Here is a 15789-nt window from a genome sequence, read left to right as displayed (position 1 = left end):
ATGAGGGGTCCAGACACGCCGTTCGATTGTCGATCTCGCGGCGCGTCTGGACCCCTCATTTCGGTGTGAGCGCCTGCCGCACGCGATTCACCGCTTCATGCGCATTGTTGCGGAGGTGGGCGCGGTTAAGGCGGACCAATTGCCACCCGGAGTTCTGCATTCTCCAGTGGCGGTCAACGTCTGCCGAGTACTGCGCAGGGTCCGATCGATGGTGATCCCCGTCGTATTCGACGACGACGCGTGCTCCTGCGTACACGAGATCCCCGAAGCCGATGAACGAATCCCGGCTATCGAGGGTCGCTCTGTTCACCTCCGGCTCGGGAAGACGAGCGCGAATGAGGGCAAGCCGCAGCCGCGTCTCCATCGAGGAGTCGGTGCGTGGGCGGATCAATCGGAGCGCCCGCCGAAACCGATCCACCCCTGGACGGTCGGTCGCCGCTTCGATTGCCATCCCGAGCGCATCGGGTTCGGTCAACGGATTCTTCCGACGCAGGAGCGCGTCTCCTGCGCAGACCAGATCGTCAACCTCGAGCAGGCTCGCGAGCTCGCACCACACCTCCACGGCTTGCGGCACGCGAAGTCCTGACCGGATTCGCAGCGAATCCTGGTCGATCCGGAGTCTGTGGCCGATGACACCCGCTCCTTTTGGTGCGCGGCGCGGTTCGACCGTCGAGATATGCAGCTCCGCCTTCCGCTCGATCTCGCGGGGCAGACAGAGACCATAGATCCGAGCAGCTGTGGTGTGGCTGATGAATCGCTCGACTCCCATCCTCGCCTGAGCGGCATGGCAGCGGTCGAAGAGCTCAGCTTCGGCAGAGGCGAGCTCGGCCGCGTCCGGCTCGGTCGAGCCGCGCGAGCTCGATCGTCTCGTCGAGGGCTGCGGGGATGGTGCGGCTCGCATCGGCCCACCCTGGCACAGCCCGCGGGTCTTGCCCGAACGTTCTCCACAGTTCGGCGAATCAGGGGTCCTGACACGCCGTCGCATGCGTCGGTACGCGGCGCGTCGGGGCCCCTTCTGCGTGCGGGAGGGAGGGGCGCTACTCGGGGTCGGTGATGTCGGCGACGGTGGCGCCGAACGCGGTGACGAGTTCGTCGGCGTCGACGAAGAGGGAGTAGCCGTGCTCGCCGGCGCCCATCGAGACGGTGCGTCCCACGACGGTCTCGTCGACGACGACCGGCCAGGCGGTGGTGCTGCCGAACGGCGTGATCGTGCCGCGAACGTAACCGGTGGCCTCGAACGCGACCTGAGCGTCGGGCAGCTGAAGCTTGTTCACGCCCAGGAGCCCGCGCAGTTTCGGCCACGAGATCTTGCGGCCGCCGGGCACCAGCGCGAAGACGAAGGTCCCGTCGCTGCGCTTGACGACCAGGGACTTCACGATGTCCGACGGCTGGATCCCGAGGAGCTGCGCGGCCTCGTCGAGGCTCCTGACCGCCGGTCGTTCGATGACCCGGATGCTCACGCCGCGCGCCTGCGCATCGGCCTCGACGCGCGCGCGCCCGGTCTCCTGAGCGGCCTCCACAGAAGAGTCGTTGCTCGGAGTCTCCACAGCATCCTGCCCCTCGGTCATGGCCTACCGCGCTTTCTGGGAGAATTGAGTGAAATGTCTACTACAGCAACGATAAGCCACGCACCCCAGCTGACCATCGGTCCGCTGGCGCTCGACGTGCCCGTCGTACTGGCGCCGATGGCGGGGATCACCAACACCGCGTTCCGCCGGCTCTGCCGCGAGTTCGGCGCCGGGCTCTACGTGAGCGAGATGATCACGTCACGGGCGCTGGTCGAGCGCACTCCCGAATCCCTCAGACTCATCACACATCACGAGTCCGAGACGCCCCGTTCCATCCAGCTCTACGGCGTCGACCCGAAGACGGTGTCCGAGGCGGTCACGATGCTCGTCGCGGAGGACCGCGCCGACCACATCGACCTGAACTTCGGATGCCCGGTGCCCAAGGTCACCCGCAAGGGCGGGGGAGCGGCGCTTCCCTGGAAGCTCGGTCTCTTCCGCGAGATCGTCGAGGGCGCGGTGAAGGCCGCCGGGTCCATCCCGCTCACGGTCAAGATGCGCAAGGGCATCGACAGCGATCACCTCACCTACCTCGAGGCGGGCAAGGCCGCGGAGGGAGCCGGTGTCGCATCGATCGCGCTGCACGCTCGAACGGCCGCGGAGTTCTACTCCGGGCACGCGGACTGGTCCGCCATCGCGAAGCTCAAGGAGACGATCACGGGCACACCGGTGCTCGGGAACGGCGACATCTGGTCGGCGGCAGACGCGCTCCGGATGGTCGATGAGACCGGCTGCGACGGCGTCGTCGTCGGTCGTGGCTGCCTCGGGCGTCCGTGGCTGTTCGGCGACCTCGCGGCGGCCTTCCGGGCTCGCGCGGGGGAGATCGATGCCGCTGAGGCGGCGCGCGCCCAGGCGCATCCGAGTCTCGGGCAGGTCGCGGCGACGTTCCGGCGGCACGCGGAACTGCTCGTCGAGTTCTTCGAGAGCGAAGAGCGCGGCTGCCGGGACATCCGCAAGCACGTCGCGTGGTACTTCAAGGGCTATCCCGTCGGCGGCGACCTCCGGGCGAGCCTGGCCACGGTCGACACGCTCGCGCACCTCGACGATCTGCTCGCGACGCTCGACTGGTCGCAGGAGTACCCCGGCGAGGCGGCGGAGGGGCAGCGCGGTCGCGCCGGATCTCCCAAGCGCCCTGCACTTCCCGACGGATGGCTCGCGAGCCGTGAGCTCGACGGGTACCAGCGCGCAGAGGTCGCCGAGGCGGAGGTTCACAACAGTGGCGGATGACGGCTACAGCGTTCACGATCGGGAGCGCTGGCTCCCCGAAGAGCACTCGAACCGCCGCAGCGATTTCGCGCGCGACCGTGCTCGCCTGCTGCACTCCAGCGCGCTACGCCGCCTCGCCGCCAAGACGCAGGTGCTCAGCCCGACGGCGGGCCTCGACTTCGCCCGCAACCGACTGACCCACTCGCTCGAGGTCGCACAGGTCGGCCGCGAGCTGGCGACGAGCCTCGGCCTCGATCCCGACATCGTGGACACGGCCTGCCTCGCGCACGACATCGGGCACCCGCCGTTCGGTCACAACGGGGAGCGCGCGCTCAACGGGTGGGCCGACGACATCGGCGGGTTCGAGGGCAACGCGCAGACGCTGCGCCTGCTCGCGCGGCTCGAGCCCAAGGTGTTCGGGCCCGACGGGCGCCCGTATGGACTCAACCTGACCCGGGCCAGCCTCGACGCGAGCTGTAAGTATCCGTGGCCGGCGACGACGTCGGTGGCCGATCCGAGCGGCCGCGCGAAGTTCGGCTTCTACACGGACGACCGCGCGGTGTTCGAGTGGCTGCGGGCGGGCGCGCCTGATCGCGTCCGCTGCATCGAGGCCCAGGTCATGGACCTCTCCGACGACATCGCGTACTCGGTGCACGACTTCGAAGACGCGGTCGTCAACGGCTACATCGACGTGGCCGCGCTGGGCAGCCGGGTAGACCACGACGACCTCGTGCGCTCGATGTACGAGTGGATCGGGGGCGAGTTCAGTCACGACGAGCTCATCGCGGCGTTCGATCGCCTCGACAGCCTCGACGTGTGGCTGGACGCCTGGGATGGCAGCCGCCGGTCGCAGGCGCGCCTCAAGAACCTCACGAGTCAGCTCATCGGTCGCTTCGCGGGGGCGGCGATCCGCGCGACACGCGACGAAGCACCCGGACAGCAGCTGATCCGGTTCGGTGCGAACGTGGTGGTCCCCCCCGGCATCCAGGCGGAGATCGCCGTACTGAAGGGCATCGTCGCGACCTTCGTGATGTCGAAGAACACCCGGCAGCCCATCTACGTCCAGCAGCGCCAGATCCTGACGACGCTCGCCGACATCCTCTATGAACGCGGGCCGGCCGAGCTCGATGCGGGCTTCGCCGAAGACTGGAACTCCGCCGACGATGACACGGCTCGCCGCCGCGTGATCGTCGATCAGGTGGCCAGTCTCACCGACCAGTCCGCGCTCAGTTGGTACGAGCGTCTGGTTCAGCACTGAGTTCACCCAGCGGGCTTGAAACCCCGGGCCCAGTGCAGAATGCTGGGAGTCTTGGCGATCGGGAGGAAAGAATGAGCACCCCAGAACCACCGGCGAACGGCGAGGAGCCGACGCCCGCGGAGGTAGCGGCCCCTGTGCGCCCCAAGCGCACCACGGCACGCCCCGCGGCGAAGACGACCGGAGGCGCCGCCGAGATCCCGGCCGGAACGACGACCGGAGACACCGCTGCGGCAGATGCGCTCGGCACGGATGGCGCACCTCGTGCGACCCGCGCACCACGCACCACGCCTGCCCGGAGCCGAGCGACAGGCACTGGTGCCGGCACTGGCACCCGCACCGGGTCAGGGACCGACGCGGCCACGGACGACACGACCAGCGCCGCCGTCCTCTCGAAGGCGGCCAAGGCGGGAGCAGCGAAAGCCGGCGCTGCCAAGGCGAAGACCGCTTCTCCGACGACCGGCGCTGCCAAGACGCCCGCCGCAAAGAACGGAGCCCCGACGGCCGGTGCCCCGACGGCCGGGGCCCCGACGCCCGGTGCCACTGCGACCGGTGTCACTGCGGCCAGCGCCACGAAGACCGGCGCATCCGCGACGAGCCCGGCGAAGCCGGCGACGAAGAAGGTCCCGACGACCAGTGCGCCCGCGGCACGCTCCACCGCGCGCAAGACCCCCACGCCGAAGAAGCCCACCGGAACGGGCGCGACGCAAGGCGACGCACCGGAGATCCTCGACGCCGCGCTTGCGGGACACAACGCGTTCCTCGACGGTGTGACCGAACCGTCCGCCGCCACGACGCCCGCGGATTCCACGGGAGCACCGGCGTCGGCTGCGGGCGCAACACCGCCCGCTACGGCCGCAGCGGCCGGCCCATCGACCGCCGCCACGACCGCCACCACGGCCGCGACCACCGCCGCATTCAGCGATGCCCCGACCGAGGTGCTCGTGCCCGCAGCGACATCCGCCGCCGCAGGCGCAGGCGCAGGCGCAGTGCCTACGCCCTCCGGCACGGGTGCCGCCGCCGGCGCGGTCCCGCCGACAGCCGCGGTCCCGCCGGCAGGCACGGTGCCGCCGCCACCCGCAGGAACGGTTCCGCCGGCCGGCACGGTTCCGCCGGGCGAAGCCGGAGACGACGACGCCTACTCCGCCGCGGGCGTCCCCCCGCGCAGCATGAGCGACTACGCCGAGATCCTCGACGACACCCGGTTCTTCTCGACGCTGTTCGACTTCAGCTTCACGAACTACGTCACGCGCAAGCTCGCAGGTCCCGTCTATGTGGTCGGCCTGGTCCTGATCGGCCTGAGCACACTGCTGTCGCTCATGTACAGCTTGACGCTCGCGGTCGAGACGCACTCGTTCTTCGGCGCCTTCGTGTTCCTTTTCGGCTTGATCATCACGATCGTTGGCGCTGTGCTGGCGGTGCTGCTGCTGCGGGTCGGCATCGAAGTGTTCGTGGCGATCATCGAGATCGCGCAGAACACGCGCGGACGCAAGAGGCAGAAGCAGTAGCGAGGTGAACGCCCGGCGGCCCTCGAGGTCGGCCCGGGCTCACTAGAATCGATGTATGGCCGGCCGGATTCGACAGAGCGACATCGAAGAGGTCAAGGCCCGCACCAACATCGCCGACATCGTCGGCGACCACGTCAGCCTCAAGTCGGCCGGTGTCGGAGCCCTCAAAGGCCTCTGCCCGTTCCACGACGAGAAGAGCCCGAGCTTCCAGGTGCGTCCGGGCGTCGGCCGCTACCACTGCTTCGGCTGCGGCGAAGGCGGAGACGTCTACGAGTTCCTCCAGAAGCTCGACCACGTCACCTTCACCGAGGCTGTCGAACGGCTGGCCGCGCGCATCGGCTTCACCCTGCACTACGAGGACGGCGGCGGCGGACCCTCCGAGCACGGCAACCGCGCCCGCCTCCTTGCCGCCAACAATGCCGCGGAAGAGTTCTTCCGGTCCCGCCTGTCCGCCCCCGATGCCGAGGTCGGACGCCGGTTCCTCGGCGAACGCGGCTTCGACTCGCACGCCGCCGCACAGTTCGGGGTCGGGTTCGCGCCCAAGAGCTGGGACGAGCTCACCAAGCATCTCCGCTCCAAGGGCTTCACGGTCGACGAGCTCACGATGGCCGGGCTGGTCTCACAGGGCGACCGCGGCGTCTACGACCGGTTCCGCGGGCGGCTCGTCTGGCCGATCCGCGACCTGACCGGCCAGACGATCGGCTTCGGCGCACGGCGACTGCTCGACGACGACAAAGGCCCCAAATACCTGAACACTCCGGAGACGCCGGTCTACAAGAAGGCCCAGGTGCTCTACGGGCTCGACCTCGCCAAGCGCGATGTCTCCCGCCTCGACCAGGTCGTAGTGGTCGAGGGCTACACCGACGTCATGGCCTGCCATCTCGCCGGCATCACGACCGCCGTCGCGACCTGCGGCACGGCCTTCGGCGTCGATCACATCAAGGTCATCCGGCGCGTCATGGGCGACGACAACAGCCAGGGCTCCGTGATCTTCACGTTCGACCCGGATGCGGCGGGCCAGAAGGCGGCGACGCGCGCGTTCGGGGAGGAGCAGCGCTTCTCGGCTCAGACGTACGTCGCGGTGGGCCCGGACGGTCTCGACCCGTGCGACCTGCGGCTCGCGAAAGGCGACGACGCGGTGCGCCGCATGATCGACGCGAAGAAGCCGATGTTCGAGTTCATGATCCGTCAGGTGGTCGACCGCTACGACCTCGACACGGTGGAAGGTCGTACGTCGGCCATGCGCGGGGGAGCACCCATCGTGGCGACGATCCGCGACCCCGCCTCGCAGAACGGCTATGCCCGCGAACTGGCCCGGCTCTCCGGCGCCGACCTGCAGGACACGCTCCGCGCGGTGCAGGCAGCACGTCGTGGCGAACGCTCCGCCCAGAACGGTTCGCCGCAGGGGCAGAACGCGACGAGCGGCGCGAACGGCGCGCAGCCGACCGTGCAGGCGGCGGCGGGCCTGGCCCAGCTGCCGAACGACCCGGTGTCGCGCACAGAGCGCGAGACCCTCATGGTGCTTCTCCAGCTTCCGAACGAGATCGGCGCCGAGCGCGCCGCGCGCGTCATGCAGGTCCCGTTCACGAATCCGTCCCTCGGCGTCGTCAAGGACGCCATCGCCAGCCAGCTTGCCACGCTCGCCGACCCCGGTTGGGTCGACCGCGTCGCGGCGGAGGTGCCGGCGCCGTTCGCTCCGCTCGTGAACGAGCTGAGCGTGGCATCCGTGCCGCAGATGGGCGATCTCACCGCCTATGCGCGGTCGGTCGCCGGCGCGCTGATCGAGCGCGACCTCCTGCGGGAGAAGGCGGAACTGCAGCTGCGGTTGCGCCGCACGGACGACCCGGAGGTCGCGCGGACCCTCGGGCGCGCGATGATGCAGATTGAGACCGAACGACGCAGGTTGCGCGAAGAATAGCGCGTTTTGCGCAACGGCGCTGCGCCCTGCGCGAATGTGCGCAGTTAAATTGCGCGCATGTAAAGATCGCGCTACAAACTCCATCCGGATGCATGCGTGCGACGCGTTTCGTGTTACGAATATGGCTACGTGATTCGGCAGTGAGGCACGCGTGCGTCTGCCGAATCGGTGACCCCACACCAGGAAGAGGTATTCGGATATGAGATCCGCTCACATCAGCGGCAAGCGCCTTCTGGCCGTGTCCGCCGCACTCGCGGCGACGGCCTTGGTGCTCGCCGGTTGCTCCGGGAACGCCAACAACACCGGCTCCGGCAGCTCCGGCTCGCTGACCGTCGGCACGACCGACAAGATCACCTCGATCGACCCCGCCGGCTCGTACGACAACGGCTCCTTCGCCGTGATGAACCAGGTGTACCCGTTCCTCATGAACTCCCCGTACGGCTCCGCCGACGTGAAGCCGGACATCGCAGAGTCCGCGGAGTTCACCTCGCCGAACGAGTACACCGTCAAGCTGAAGCCCGGGCTGAAGTTCGCGAACGGTCACGACCTGACCTCGTCCGACGTCAAGTTCACGTTCGACCGCCAGAAGAAGATCAACGACCCGAACGGTCCGGCCTACCTGCTGGCGAACATCGACACGGTCGAGGCCACGGACCCGACCACGGTCGTCTTCCACCTCAAGGTGCCGAACGACCAGACGTTCGCACAGGTGCTCTCGAGCCCGGCCGGCCCGATCGTCGACGAGCAGGTCTTCTCGGCCGACAAGGTCACCCCGGACAACACGATCGTCAAGGGCCACGCCTTCGCCGGCCAGTACGACATCACGAGCTACGACTTCAACAACCTGATCGCCTACAAGGCCTACTCGGGCTACAAGGGTCTGCTCGGCAAGCCGGCGACGGACAAGATCAACGTCAAGTACTACACCGAGGCGTCGAACATGAAGCTCGACATCCAGAAGGGCGGCATCGACGTCGCGTTCCGCAGCCTCTCCGCGACCGACATCGCGAGCCTGCGCACGGACAAGAACGTCAAGGTCGTCGACGGCCCCGGTGGAGAGATCCGCTACATCGTGTTCAACTTCAACACGATGCCGTACGGCGCCAAGACCACGCAGGCCGACCCCAAGAAGGCCCTCGCCGTGCGCCAGGCAGCTGCTGACCTCGTCGACCGCGCCGCGATCGCCAAGCAGGTCTACAAGGACACCTACACCCCGCTGTACTCGTTCGTCCCGTCCGGTCTGACCGGTGCGACGACGGTCCTCAAGGACCTGTACGGCGACGGCAACGGCGGCCCCAGCCTCGACAAGGCGAAGGCTGCTCTCCAGGCGGCCGGCGTGAGCACCCCGGTGGCGCTCAACCTCCAGTACAACACCGATCACTACGGCCCCTCGTCCTCCGACGAGTATGCCCAGGTGAAGGACCAGCTGGAGCAGGGCGGTCTGTTCAAGGTCAACCTGCAGTCGACCGAGTACGTGCAGTACAGCAAGGACCGTGTCAAGGACACCTACCCGGCCTACCAGCTCGGATGGTTCCCCGACTACTCGGACGCTGACAACTACCTCACGCCGTTCTTCGCGAAGGACAACTTCCTCGTGAACCACTACGACAACCCCGAGGTGCAGAAGCTCATCGACCAGCAGCTGGGAACGACCGACAAGGCCGCTCGCACCAAGCTGATCGAGGAGATCCAGGCGAAGGTCGGAGCCGATCTGTCCACGCTGCCCCTGCTCCAGGGTGCTCAGGTGGCCATCACCGGCAAGACCGTGTCGGGCGCTGACAAGACGCTCGACGGCTCGTTCAAGTTCCGGTACGCCGCCCTGTCGAAGGGCTAGGTCGTCGGCGGTTAGAATCGCCTGACCGAAAGCTGGGGGCGGCTCGCGAAAGCGGGTCGCCCCTTCGCACTCCGGCACACTCACGATTGGTAGAAATGACAGCGACTGTCACGGGCCCCGCCGCGCCGGCGCCGGCAAGCCCCACTGCAACCCCCAAATCTCGTAAGGCGGGAGGTGGGCTCGCACGGTACATCGTCGTACGCGCGCTGCTCATCATCCCGACCATCTTCATCCTGGTCACCGTGGTGTTCTTCATCATGCGCGCGACCGGCGACCCGATCACCGCGGCGCTCGGCGGCAAGCTCACGCCCGACCAGCTGGCCGAGCGCATCCACCAGGCCGGATACGACCGGCCGCTGATCGTCCAGTACTTCGAGTACCTCGGCAACGTCTTCACGGGGAACTTCGGAACGACCCTCAGCGACAACCAGCCGGTGACGCAGGTGCTGCTCACGTACGGTGCGGCGACCCTCGAGCTGGCGTTCTACGCGCTGATCGTGGCGTTCATCGTCGGCATCCCGCTCGGAATGGTCGCGGCCTACTTCCGCGACAAGGGTAAGGATGCGTCTCTGCGCATCTTCGCGATCCTCTGCTACGCGACCCCCGTGTTCTTCGCCGGCCTGCTGCTGAAGCTCATCTTCTCGATCTGGCTGAACTGGCTCCCTGTAGCCGGACGCGCGTCCACCAGCTCCGAACTGGAGATGCAGACGCTCCCGAACAAGACCGGCATCTACCTCATCGACGCCTTCCAGACGGGAGATCCCGCCGTCGTCGGCGACGTGCTGATCCACGCCGTGCTGCCGGCGGTCACCCTCGGCCTGCTGACGGCCGGCGTCTTCCTCCGCCTCGTGCGCACGAACGTGATCGGCACGCTCTCGACCGACTACGTGGATGCCGCCCGCTCGCGCGGGGTGAGCGAGTACCGCCTGGTGCGCAAGCACGCCTACAAGCCGGCCCTGATTCCGATCATCACGGTCATCGGCCTGCAGATCGCCATCCTGCTCGGCGGCGCGGTGCTGACCGAGACGACGTTCGAGTGGAAGGGCCTCGGCTTCCAGCTGGTGCACTACCTGCAGGCACGCGACTTCGTGGCGGTGCAGGGGATGGTCGCGCTGCTCGCGGTGATCGTCGCCCTGACCAACTTCATCGTGGACATCATCGCCGCGCTTGTCGACCCGAGAGTGAGGTACTGACATGTCGACGGAAACGGTTCAGACCGATCTCCCGACCACGCCGCGTCCGCCCAAGCGGAGCATCCTGGACCGCCTGCCGGTCGTCCACCAGCTGCGCCAGAGCGTCGGGCTCCAGCGGGGGATGCTCATCGCGGGCCTCGTCATCACGGGCATCTTCATCCTGGTGGCGATCTTCGCACCGCTGATCGCACCGTACGGCTTCGCACAGCTGCGCAATGCGCAGGGACCGTTCGGCGCGCAGGAGCCGCCGAGCCCCGAGCACATCTGGGGCACCACCGTCGGCGGGTACGACGTCTTCTCCCGCGTGATCTGGGGCGCTCAGACCGCCGTGCTCGTGATCATCGTCGCCGTCGTGCTCTCGATCTTCATCGGCATCGCCGTCGGACTCCTCTCCGGCTACTTCGGCGGCTGGCTCGACCGCGTGCTCGTGGTCATCCTCGACGCGATCTTCGCGTTCCCGTCGCTGCTGCTGGCCATCGTGGTCGCGATCGCGATCAGCGGCGGTCAGTCCAGCCTGTGGGGCGGCATCATGGCGGCCGCGATCTCGATCACCGTGGTGTTCATCCCGCAGTACTTCCGGGTCATCCGCGCAGAAGCGGTGCGGATCAAGGCCGAGGCGTACGTCGAGTCGGCGAAGGTCATCGGTGCGAGCAGCTGGCGGATCATGTTCCGCCACGTGCTGCGCAACTCGACCCGCACCCTGCCGCTCATCTTCACGCTGAACGCCTCGGAGTCGATCCTGACCCTCGCAGGCCTGGGCTTCCTCGGCTTCGGCATCGAGCCGACGGCCGCGGCTGAGTGGGGCTACGACCTCAACAAGTCGCTCGCCGACGTCACCAGCGGCATCTGGTGGACCGCCTTGTACCCGGGTCTCGCGATCGTGCTCGCCGTGCTCGGCATCACGCTCGTGGGCGAGAGCCTCAACGACCTCGCCGACCCGCGCCTGCGCGGACGCCGGGCGGTCGCGAAGGCCTCCGGCCTCGTCGCCGAGACGTCGGTCGTGCCGGGCGGCACGCTCGAGGCGGGCCCGGGAGGACTCGCCGGTCTCGAAGACGGCGAATCGTTCGACGAACACGGAATCGAGGTCAAGCCATGAGCGACGTCGTACAGATCAACAACCTGGCAGTCTCGTTCTCGACCGACGCCGGCGCGGTGAAGGCCGTCGACGACGTGACCCTGCGGGTCGCGCCCGGGGAGGTGCTCGCGATCGTGGGGGAGTCCGGCAGCGGAAAGACCGTGACGGCGAAGACCATCCTGGGGCTCCTGCCCGAGACGGCGACGGCCTCCGGCGCGGTGATCCTGCGGAGCAAGGACGGCTCCACCGAAGCGGATGTCATCAGCCTGAGCAAGCGCGAGCTGCGTGAGGTGCGCGGCAGCGATGTCGCGATGGTCTTCCAGGAACCGTCCACCGCGCTGAACCCCGTCTACACGGTCGGCTGGCAGATCGCCGAAGGACTCAAGGCGCACGCGAAGCTCTCGAAGAGCGAGGCGCGCGCGCAGGCCATCGAGATCCTCGAGCGGGTGGGCATCCCGGAGCCGGAGAAGCGGGTCAACTACTACCCCCACCAGTTCTCGGGCGGGCAGAAGCAGCGCATCGTGATCGCGATGGCGCTCGTGCTCAACCCCGGGCTGATCGTCGCGGACGAGCCGACGACGGCGCTCGACGTGACGGTGCAGGCGGAGATCCTCGACCTGCTGCGCCGCTGCCGCGACGAGTTCGGCGCCGCCATCGTGCTGATCACCCACAACATGGGTGTGGTCGCCGACCTGGCCGATCGCGTCGCTGTCATGTACCAGGGCAAGGTGGTCGAAGAGGCCGACGCGAAGACCCTGTTCGCGAGCCCGCAGGCTGACTACACGCGGCGCCTGCTCGCATCGGTGCCGAAGATCGGCCAGGGGCGCGCATCCACCCAGGATCGCGCGACGTCGCGCGGCGTCGAGTGGGAGAGCGCGGCGCCCGTCGTCAAGGCGGAGGGCCTGCGCATCCAGTACCCGGGCCGTCTCGGCCGTCCCGGCTTCGTCGCGGTCGACGGTGTCGACTTCGAGATCCGCGCCGGCGAGGTGCTCGGTCTGGTCGGTGAGAGCGGTTCGGGCAAGACGACGATCGGTCGCGCCATCGGCGGGCTCAACCGGGTCACCGGAGGCTCGCTGAAGGTTCTCGGCGTCGAGATGAACGGGGTGCGGGAGCGCCGGTTCAAGCCGGTGCGCGCGGACATCGGGTTCGTCTTCCAAGACCCTGCGTCGAGCTTCAATCCGCTGCTGACGATCGCGGACTGCGTAGCGGAGCCGCTCGTCGTGCACGGCCGGGCGTCGAGCCCGCAGGCCGCTCGGGGGCGCGTGAACGACCTGCTCGAAGCCGTGCAACTACCGCGCAGCTACGGCGACCGGTTTCCGCACGAGCTCAGCGGCGGCCAGCGACAGCGCGCCAGCCTGGCCCGTGCGCTCGCCCTCGAGCCGACGCTCCTGATCGCCGACGAGCCCACGTCGGCCCTCGACGTCTCGGTGCAGGCGCGCGTGCTCGAGCTCTTCGCCGAGCTGCAGAAGGAGTTCGGCTTCGCCTCGCTCTTCATCAGCCACGACCTGGCGGTCGTCGACATCCTCGCGGACCGGATCGCGGTGCTGCATCGCGGCAAGCTGGTCGAGGAGGGGACGGGCGCTCAGGTGCTCGGCAACCCGCAGCAGCCGTACACGCAGCGGTTGCTGGCGTCGCTCCCGGTTCCGGATCCAGTGGAACAGGCCGACCGGCGGGAGGCCTTGCGCGCGCTGCGGGCGCAGAGCGCTTAGGGTCGATATGTGAGTTCCAGCCCCGCCATCGCCGTCAGTGACCTGTCCGTCGAGTATCCGGCCAAGGGGCCGAGTGCGTCCTGTGTCGCGCTGCGGGGAGTGAGCTTCCGGCTCGAGGTCGGTGAGGTGCTCGGGGTGCTCGGCGAGACCGGTTCCGGCAAGTCGACGCTGGCGGCGATCCTCGCCGGGCGCGGCCTGCCCGCGCGCTCGTCGGAGCCGGGTCCCCGGGTCAGCGGCGGCGACGCCACGGTGCTCGGGCACTCGATGCGGAAGGCGCGCAAGCGGGACATCGCCGAGGTGACCTTCCACGTCGGCTATCTGGCCCAGAACGCGTCGAGCACGCTGGAGCCGTCGCTGACCGTCGCCGAGAACGTCGCACTTCCGATCTTCGAGCGTGACGAGCGCTACAGCCGGCGAACGGCAGGCGCCCGCGCGGCCACGATGCTCGACACCGTCCACCTGCCGCTCAGCGTGCTGAGCAAGTACCCGTACGAGCTGAGCTCCGGCCAGCGGCAGCGTGTGGCACTGGCCCGCGCACTCGTGCTCGGCCCGTCCGTGCTGGTCGCAGACGAGCCGACCGCCGGCATCGACGCGACGGTGCGGGATGCCGTGATCGACCTGCTCGGTCAGCTGAAGGACCACGCGGACTTCTCGGCCGTCATCGTCAGCCACGACCTCGCCGTCCTGCGGCGGGCGACCACCAACTCGCTGGTGCTGCAGGGCGGCCGCGTAGTCGGCTACGGCCCGATCGAACAGGTGCTCGCCAAGCCGGAGCACCCGTTCGTCGCCGGTCTCGCCACGGCCCTGAAGCCGCCGTCGCGGCGTACGGAGCGCCGCCCGCAGCGCCCGGCCACCGCCGACTGACCCACCACCGCTCGATCAAGGAGACCAGCATGTCCGCAGAGCCGACGAACCACTCCGCCTCCCACTCCGCCTCCGCCTCGTCCGCCACCGCTGCCCCTTCACAGCACCGCGCCGTGCTGGCGGTCGACGTGACCGAGGTGCCGGCAGCGGAGCGCCCGCAGCCGGGTCCCATCGTCGTGCTCCCGCATCCCGAGCAGCAGTTCGTCGACGCCGTGCGCGCCGGCGGAGGCACGGTCGCCGACCCCTCTCCGGAGACGCGGGGCGTCGTGTGGCTCTCGTACCGGGAGGCGGCCGGTCTCGCCGACCTGCTCGAGAAGAATCCGCAGATCGGCTGGGTGCAGCTGCCGTACGCCGGTGTCGATGCTTTCGCGGACATCCTCGCCGCCGAGGCACGGCCCGGGCTGCTCTGGACGAGCGCGAAGGGTGCGTACGCCCAGCCGGTGGCCGAGCACGCCCTCGCACTCACGCTCGCGCTGCTGCGCGTGCTCCCGAAGCGCGTGGTCGCCCGCACCTGGGCCACCGAGCAGGAGGGGCGCTCGCTCTACGGACTGAAGGTCGTCATCATCGGCGCCGGCGGGATCGCACTGGAGCTCATCCGGCTGCTCGAGCCGTTCGGCTGCGAGATCACGATCGTGCGACGCTCGCCCGACGCCGTGCCGGGAGCGGCGCGCACGGTGACGGCCGACGGACTCGGCTCGGTGCTGCCGGAGGCCGACGTCGTCGTGGTGGCGGCCGCCCTCACGGGCGGCACACGCGGCCTGCTCGGTCGCGACGAGTTCGCCGCGATGAAGTCGACGGCGTACCTGGTGAACATCGCGCGGGGCGGGCTGGTGGACACGGATGCCCTCGTCGACGCTCTCGCATCCGGCGAGATCGCCGGCGCCGGCCTCGACGTCACCGACCCGGAGCCCCTGCCCGACGGCCACCCGCTCTGGGACGAGCCGCGCTGCCTGATCACCCCGCACCAGGCGGACACGCCCGAGATGACGGCGCCGTTGCTGGCCGAGCGGATCCGGCTGAACACCCGTGCGTTCCTGGACGACGGACGCTTCGTCGGGCTCGTCGATCCCGCCGCCGGCTACTGATTCCGCGGGCGACGCGCGCGAGATTCGGTCTCGATTTGGCGGTGCGCGAAATGTTGATAAAGTAGCTACGCTGATTCAAGCATTCCTCGATAGCTCAATTGGCAGAGCAGCCGGCTGTTAACCGGCAGGTTCTTGGTTCGAGTCCAAGTCGGGGAGCAACGAACCCCCGAACTCCGTCACGGAGTTCGGGGGTTTTTCGCGTTGGTGGGCGCAATATGTCGAGCCCGGTATATGCGGGAGGGCCCGGATTCGATTGCGACCGACGTCACCGGATGTTCACCTGAGTGCTCTGGTCGCGCGCGTCGCCCGCGCGTACGCTCGGCGCATGACGATCGACAACGGCGATGGCCGGTGGCGCGACGACGAGCGCGCCGGCGGCGATCCGGATGACGTGCTGCGCGACTTCGAGGACGACGACGCAGAAGACCTTCAGAGCCGAGAAGACGAGGCCTCCGACATCGCGCTGGCGGTGCCGGGCGGGATCATCTTCGACGAGGAGCCCGACGACGGCGGATTCGACGCCGAGCACAACCCGTGAGCGCGCCGAAGGTCCGCTGCGTACTCCCTCGGGAGTACC

13 protein-coding genes and 1 tRNA gene are annotated in these 15789 nt (G+C 68.7%); 12 read left to right on the top strand and 2 right to left on the bottom strand.

Annotated elements, in window-relative coordinates; translation table 11 throughout:
• Positions 1-55: 55 nt before the first annotated feature.
• Both AC1DB1_RS07310 and AC1DB1_RS07305 read right to left on the bottom strand, forming a co-directional pair.
• A complete protein-coding gene (locus tag AC1DB1_RS07310; RefSeq protein ID WP_477200290.1) occupies positions 56-901 on the bottom strand; it encodes a DUF559 domain-containing protein in 846 nt (281 codons plus the stop codon).
• A gap of 136 nt (positions 902-1037) precedes the next feature.
• Positions 1038-1568 carry an aminoacyl-tRNA deacylase gene (locus AC1DB1_RS07305; RefSeq protein WP_477200289.1) on the bottom strand — a complete coding sequence of 177 codons (531 nt, stop codon included), beginning with the start codon at positions 1566-1568 and terminating at the stop codon, positions 1038-1040.
• 33 nt (positions 1569-1601) lie between these two features.
• Here AC1DB1_RS07305 and dusB point away from each other — a divergent pair, with 33 nt between their 5' ends.
• From dusB to AC1DB1_RS07245, 12 genes are all read left to right on the top strand, one after another.
• Positions 1602-2792: a tRNA dihydrouridine synthase DusB gene (gene dusB / locus AC1DB1_RS07300; protein WP_477200288.1), complete on the top strand. Its 1191-nt coding sequence runs from the start codon at positions 1602-1604 to the stop codon at positions 2790-2792.
• Complete coding sequence (locus AC1DB1_RS07295) at positions 2782-4029, top strand: deoxyguanosinetriphosphate triphosphohydrolase (RefSeq protein WP_271178589.1); 1248 nt, start codon at positions 2782-2784, stop codon at positions 4027-4029. The genes dusB and AC1DB1_RS07295 overlap by 11 nt, the downstream gene beginning before the upstream one ends.
• A 71-nt stretch (positions 4030-4100) precedes the next feature.
• The gene (locus AC1DB1_RS07290; RefSeq protein ID WP_477200287.1) at positions 4101-5534 is read left to right on the top strand and encodes a DUF4282 domain-containing protein; all 1434 of its coding nucleotides are present in this window, start codon (positions 4101-4103) and stop codon (positions 5532-5534) included.
• A 55-nt stretch (positions 5535-5589) separates the two neighbouring features.
• Complete coding sequence (gene dnaG, locus AC1DB1_RS07285) at positions 5590-7452, top strand: DNA primase (protein WP_271178591.1); 1863 nt, start codon at positions 5590-5592, stop codon at positions 7450-7452.
• Between the two features lie 199 nt (positions 7453-7651).
• Positions 7652-9286, top strand: coding sequence for an ABC transporter substrate-binding protein (locus AC1DB1_RS07280; protein WP_271178592.1), 1635 nt, complete (start codon positions 7652-7654; stop codon positions 9284-9286).
• Between the two features lie 95 nt (positions 9287-9381).
• Positions 9382-10479 (top strand): ABC transporter permease, encoded by a 1098-nt coding sequence (locus AC1DB1_RS07275; protein WP_271178593.1) that lies wholly within the window; start codon positions 9382-9384, stop codon positions 10477-10479.
• 1 nt (position 10480) lies between these two features.
• Positions 10481-11575 carry an ABC transporter permease gene (locus AC1DB1_RS07270; protein WP_477200286.1) on the top strand — a complete coding sequence of 365 codons (1095 nt, stop codon included), beginning with the start codon at positions 10481-10483 and terminating at the stop codon, positions 11573-11575.
• Entirely contained in the window at positions 11572-13263 is a 1692-nt protein-coding gene (locus AC1DB1_RS07265) for an ABC transporter ATP-binding protein (RefSeq protein ID WP_477200285.1), read from the top strand. The genes AC1DB1_RS07270 and AC1DB1_RS07265 overlap by 4 nt, the downstream gene beginning before the upstream one ends.
• Positions 13264-13272: 9 nt before the next feature.
• Positions 13273-14127 carry an ATP-binding cassette domain-containing protein gene (locus AC1DB1_RS07260; protein WP_271178596.1) on the top strand — a complete coding sequence of 285 codons (855 nt, stop codon included), beginning with the start codon at positions 13273-13275 and terminating at the stop codon, positions 14125-14127.
• 29 nt (positions 14128-14156) lie between these two features.
• Complete coding sequence (locus AC1DB1_RS07255; protein WP_477200284.1) at positions 14157-15212, top strand: D-isomer specific 2-hydroxyacid dehydrogenase family protein; 1056 nt, start codon at positions 14157-14159, stop codon at positions 15210-15212.
• 83 nt (positions 15213-15295) lie between these two features.
• Positions 15296-15368: transfer RNA gene (locus AC1DB1_RS07250), tRNA-Asn, on the top strand.
• 169 nt (positions 15369-15537) lie between these two features.
• Positions 15538-15750, top strand: a complete 213-nt coding sequence (locus tag AC1DB1_RS07245) for a hypothetical protein (protein WP_477200283.1) — start codon at positions 15538-15540, stop codon at positions 15748-15750.
• Positions 15751-15789 lie beyond the last annotated feature (39 nt).

Source organism: Leifsonia sp. 10N434 (assembly GCF_056394405.1).
This window is presented reverse-complemented; position numbering and strand designations above follow the sequence as displayed.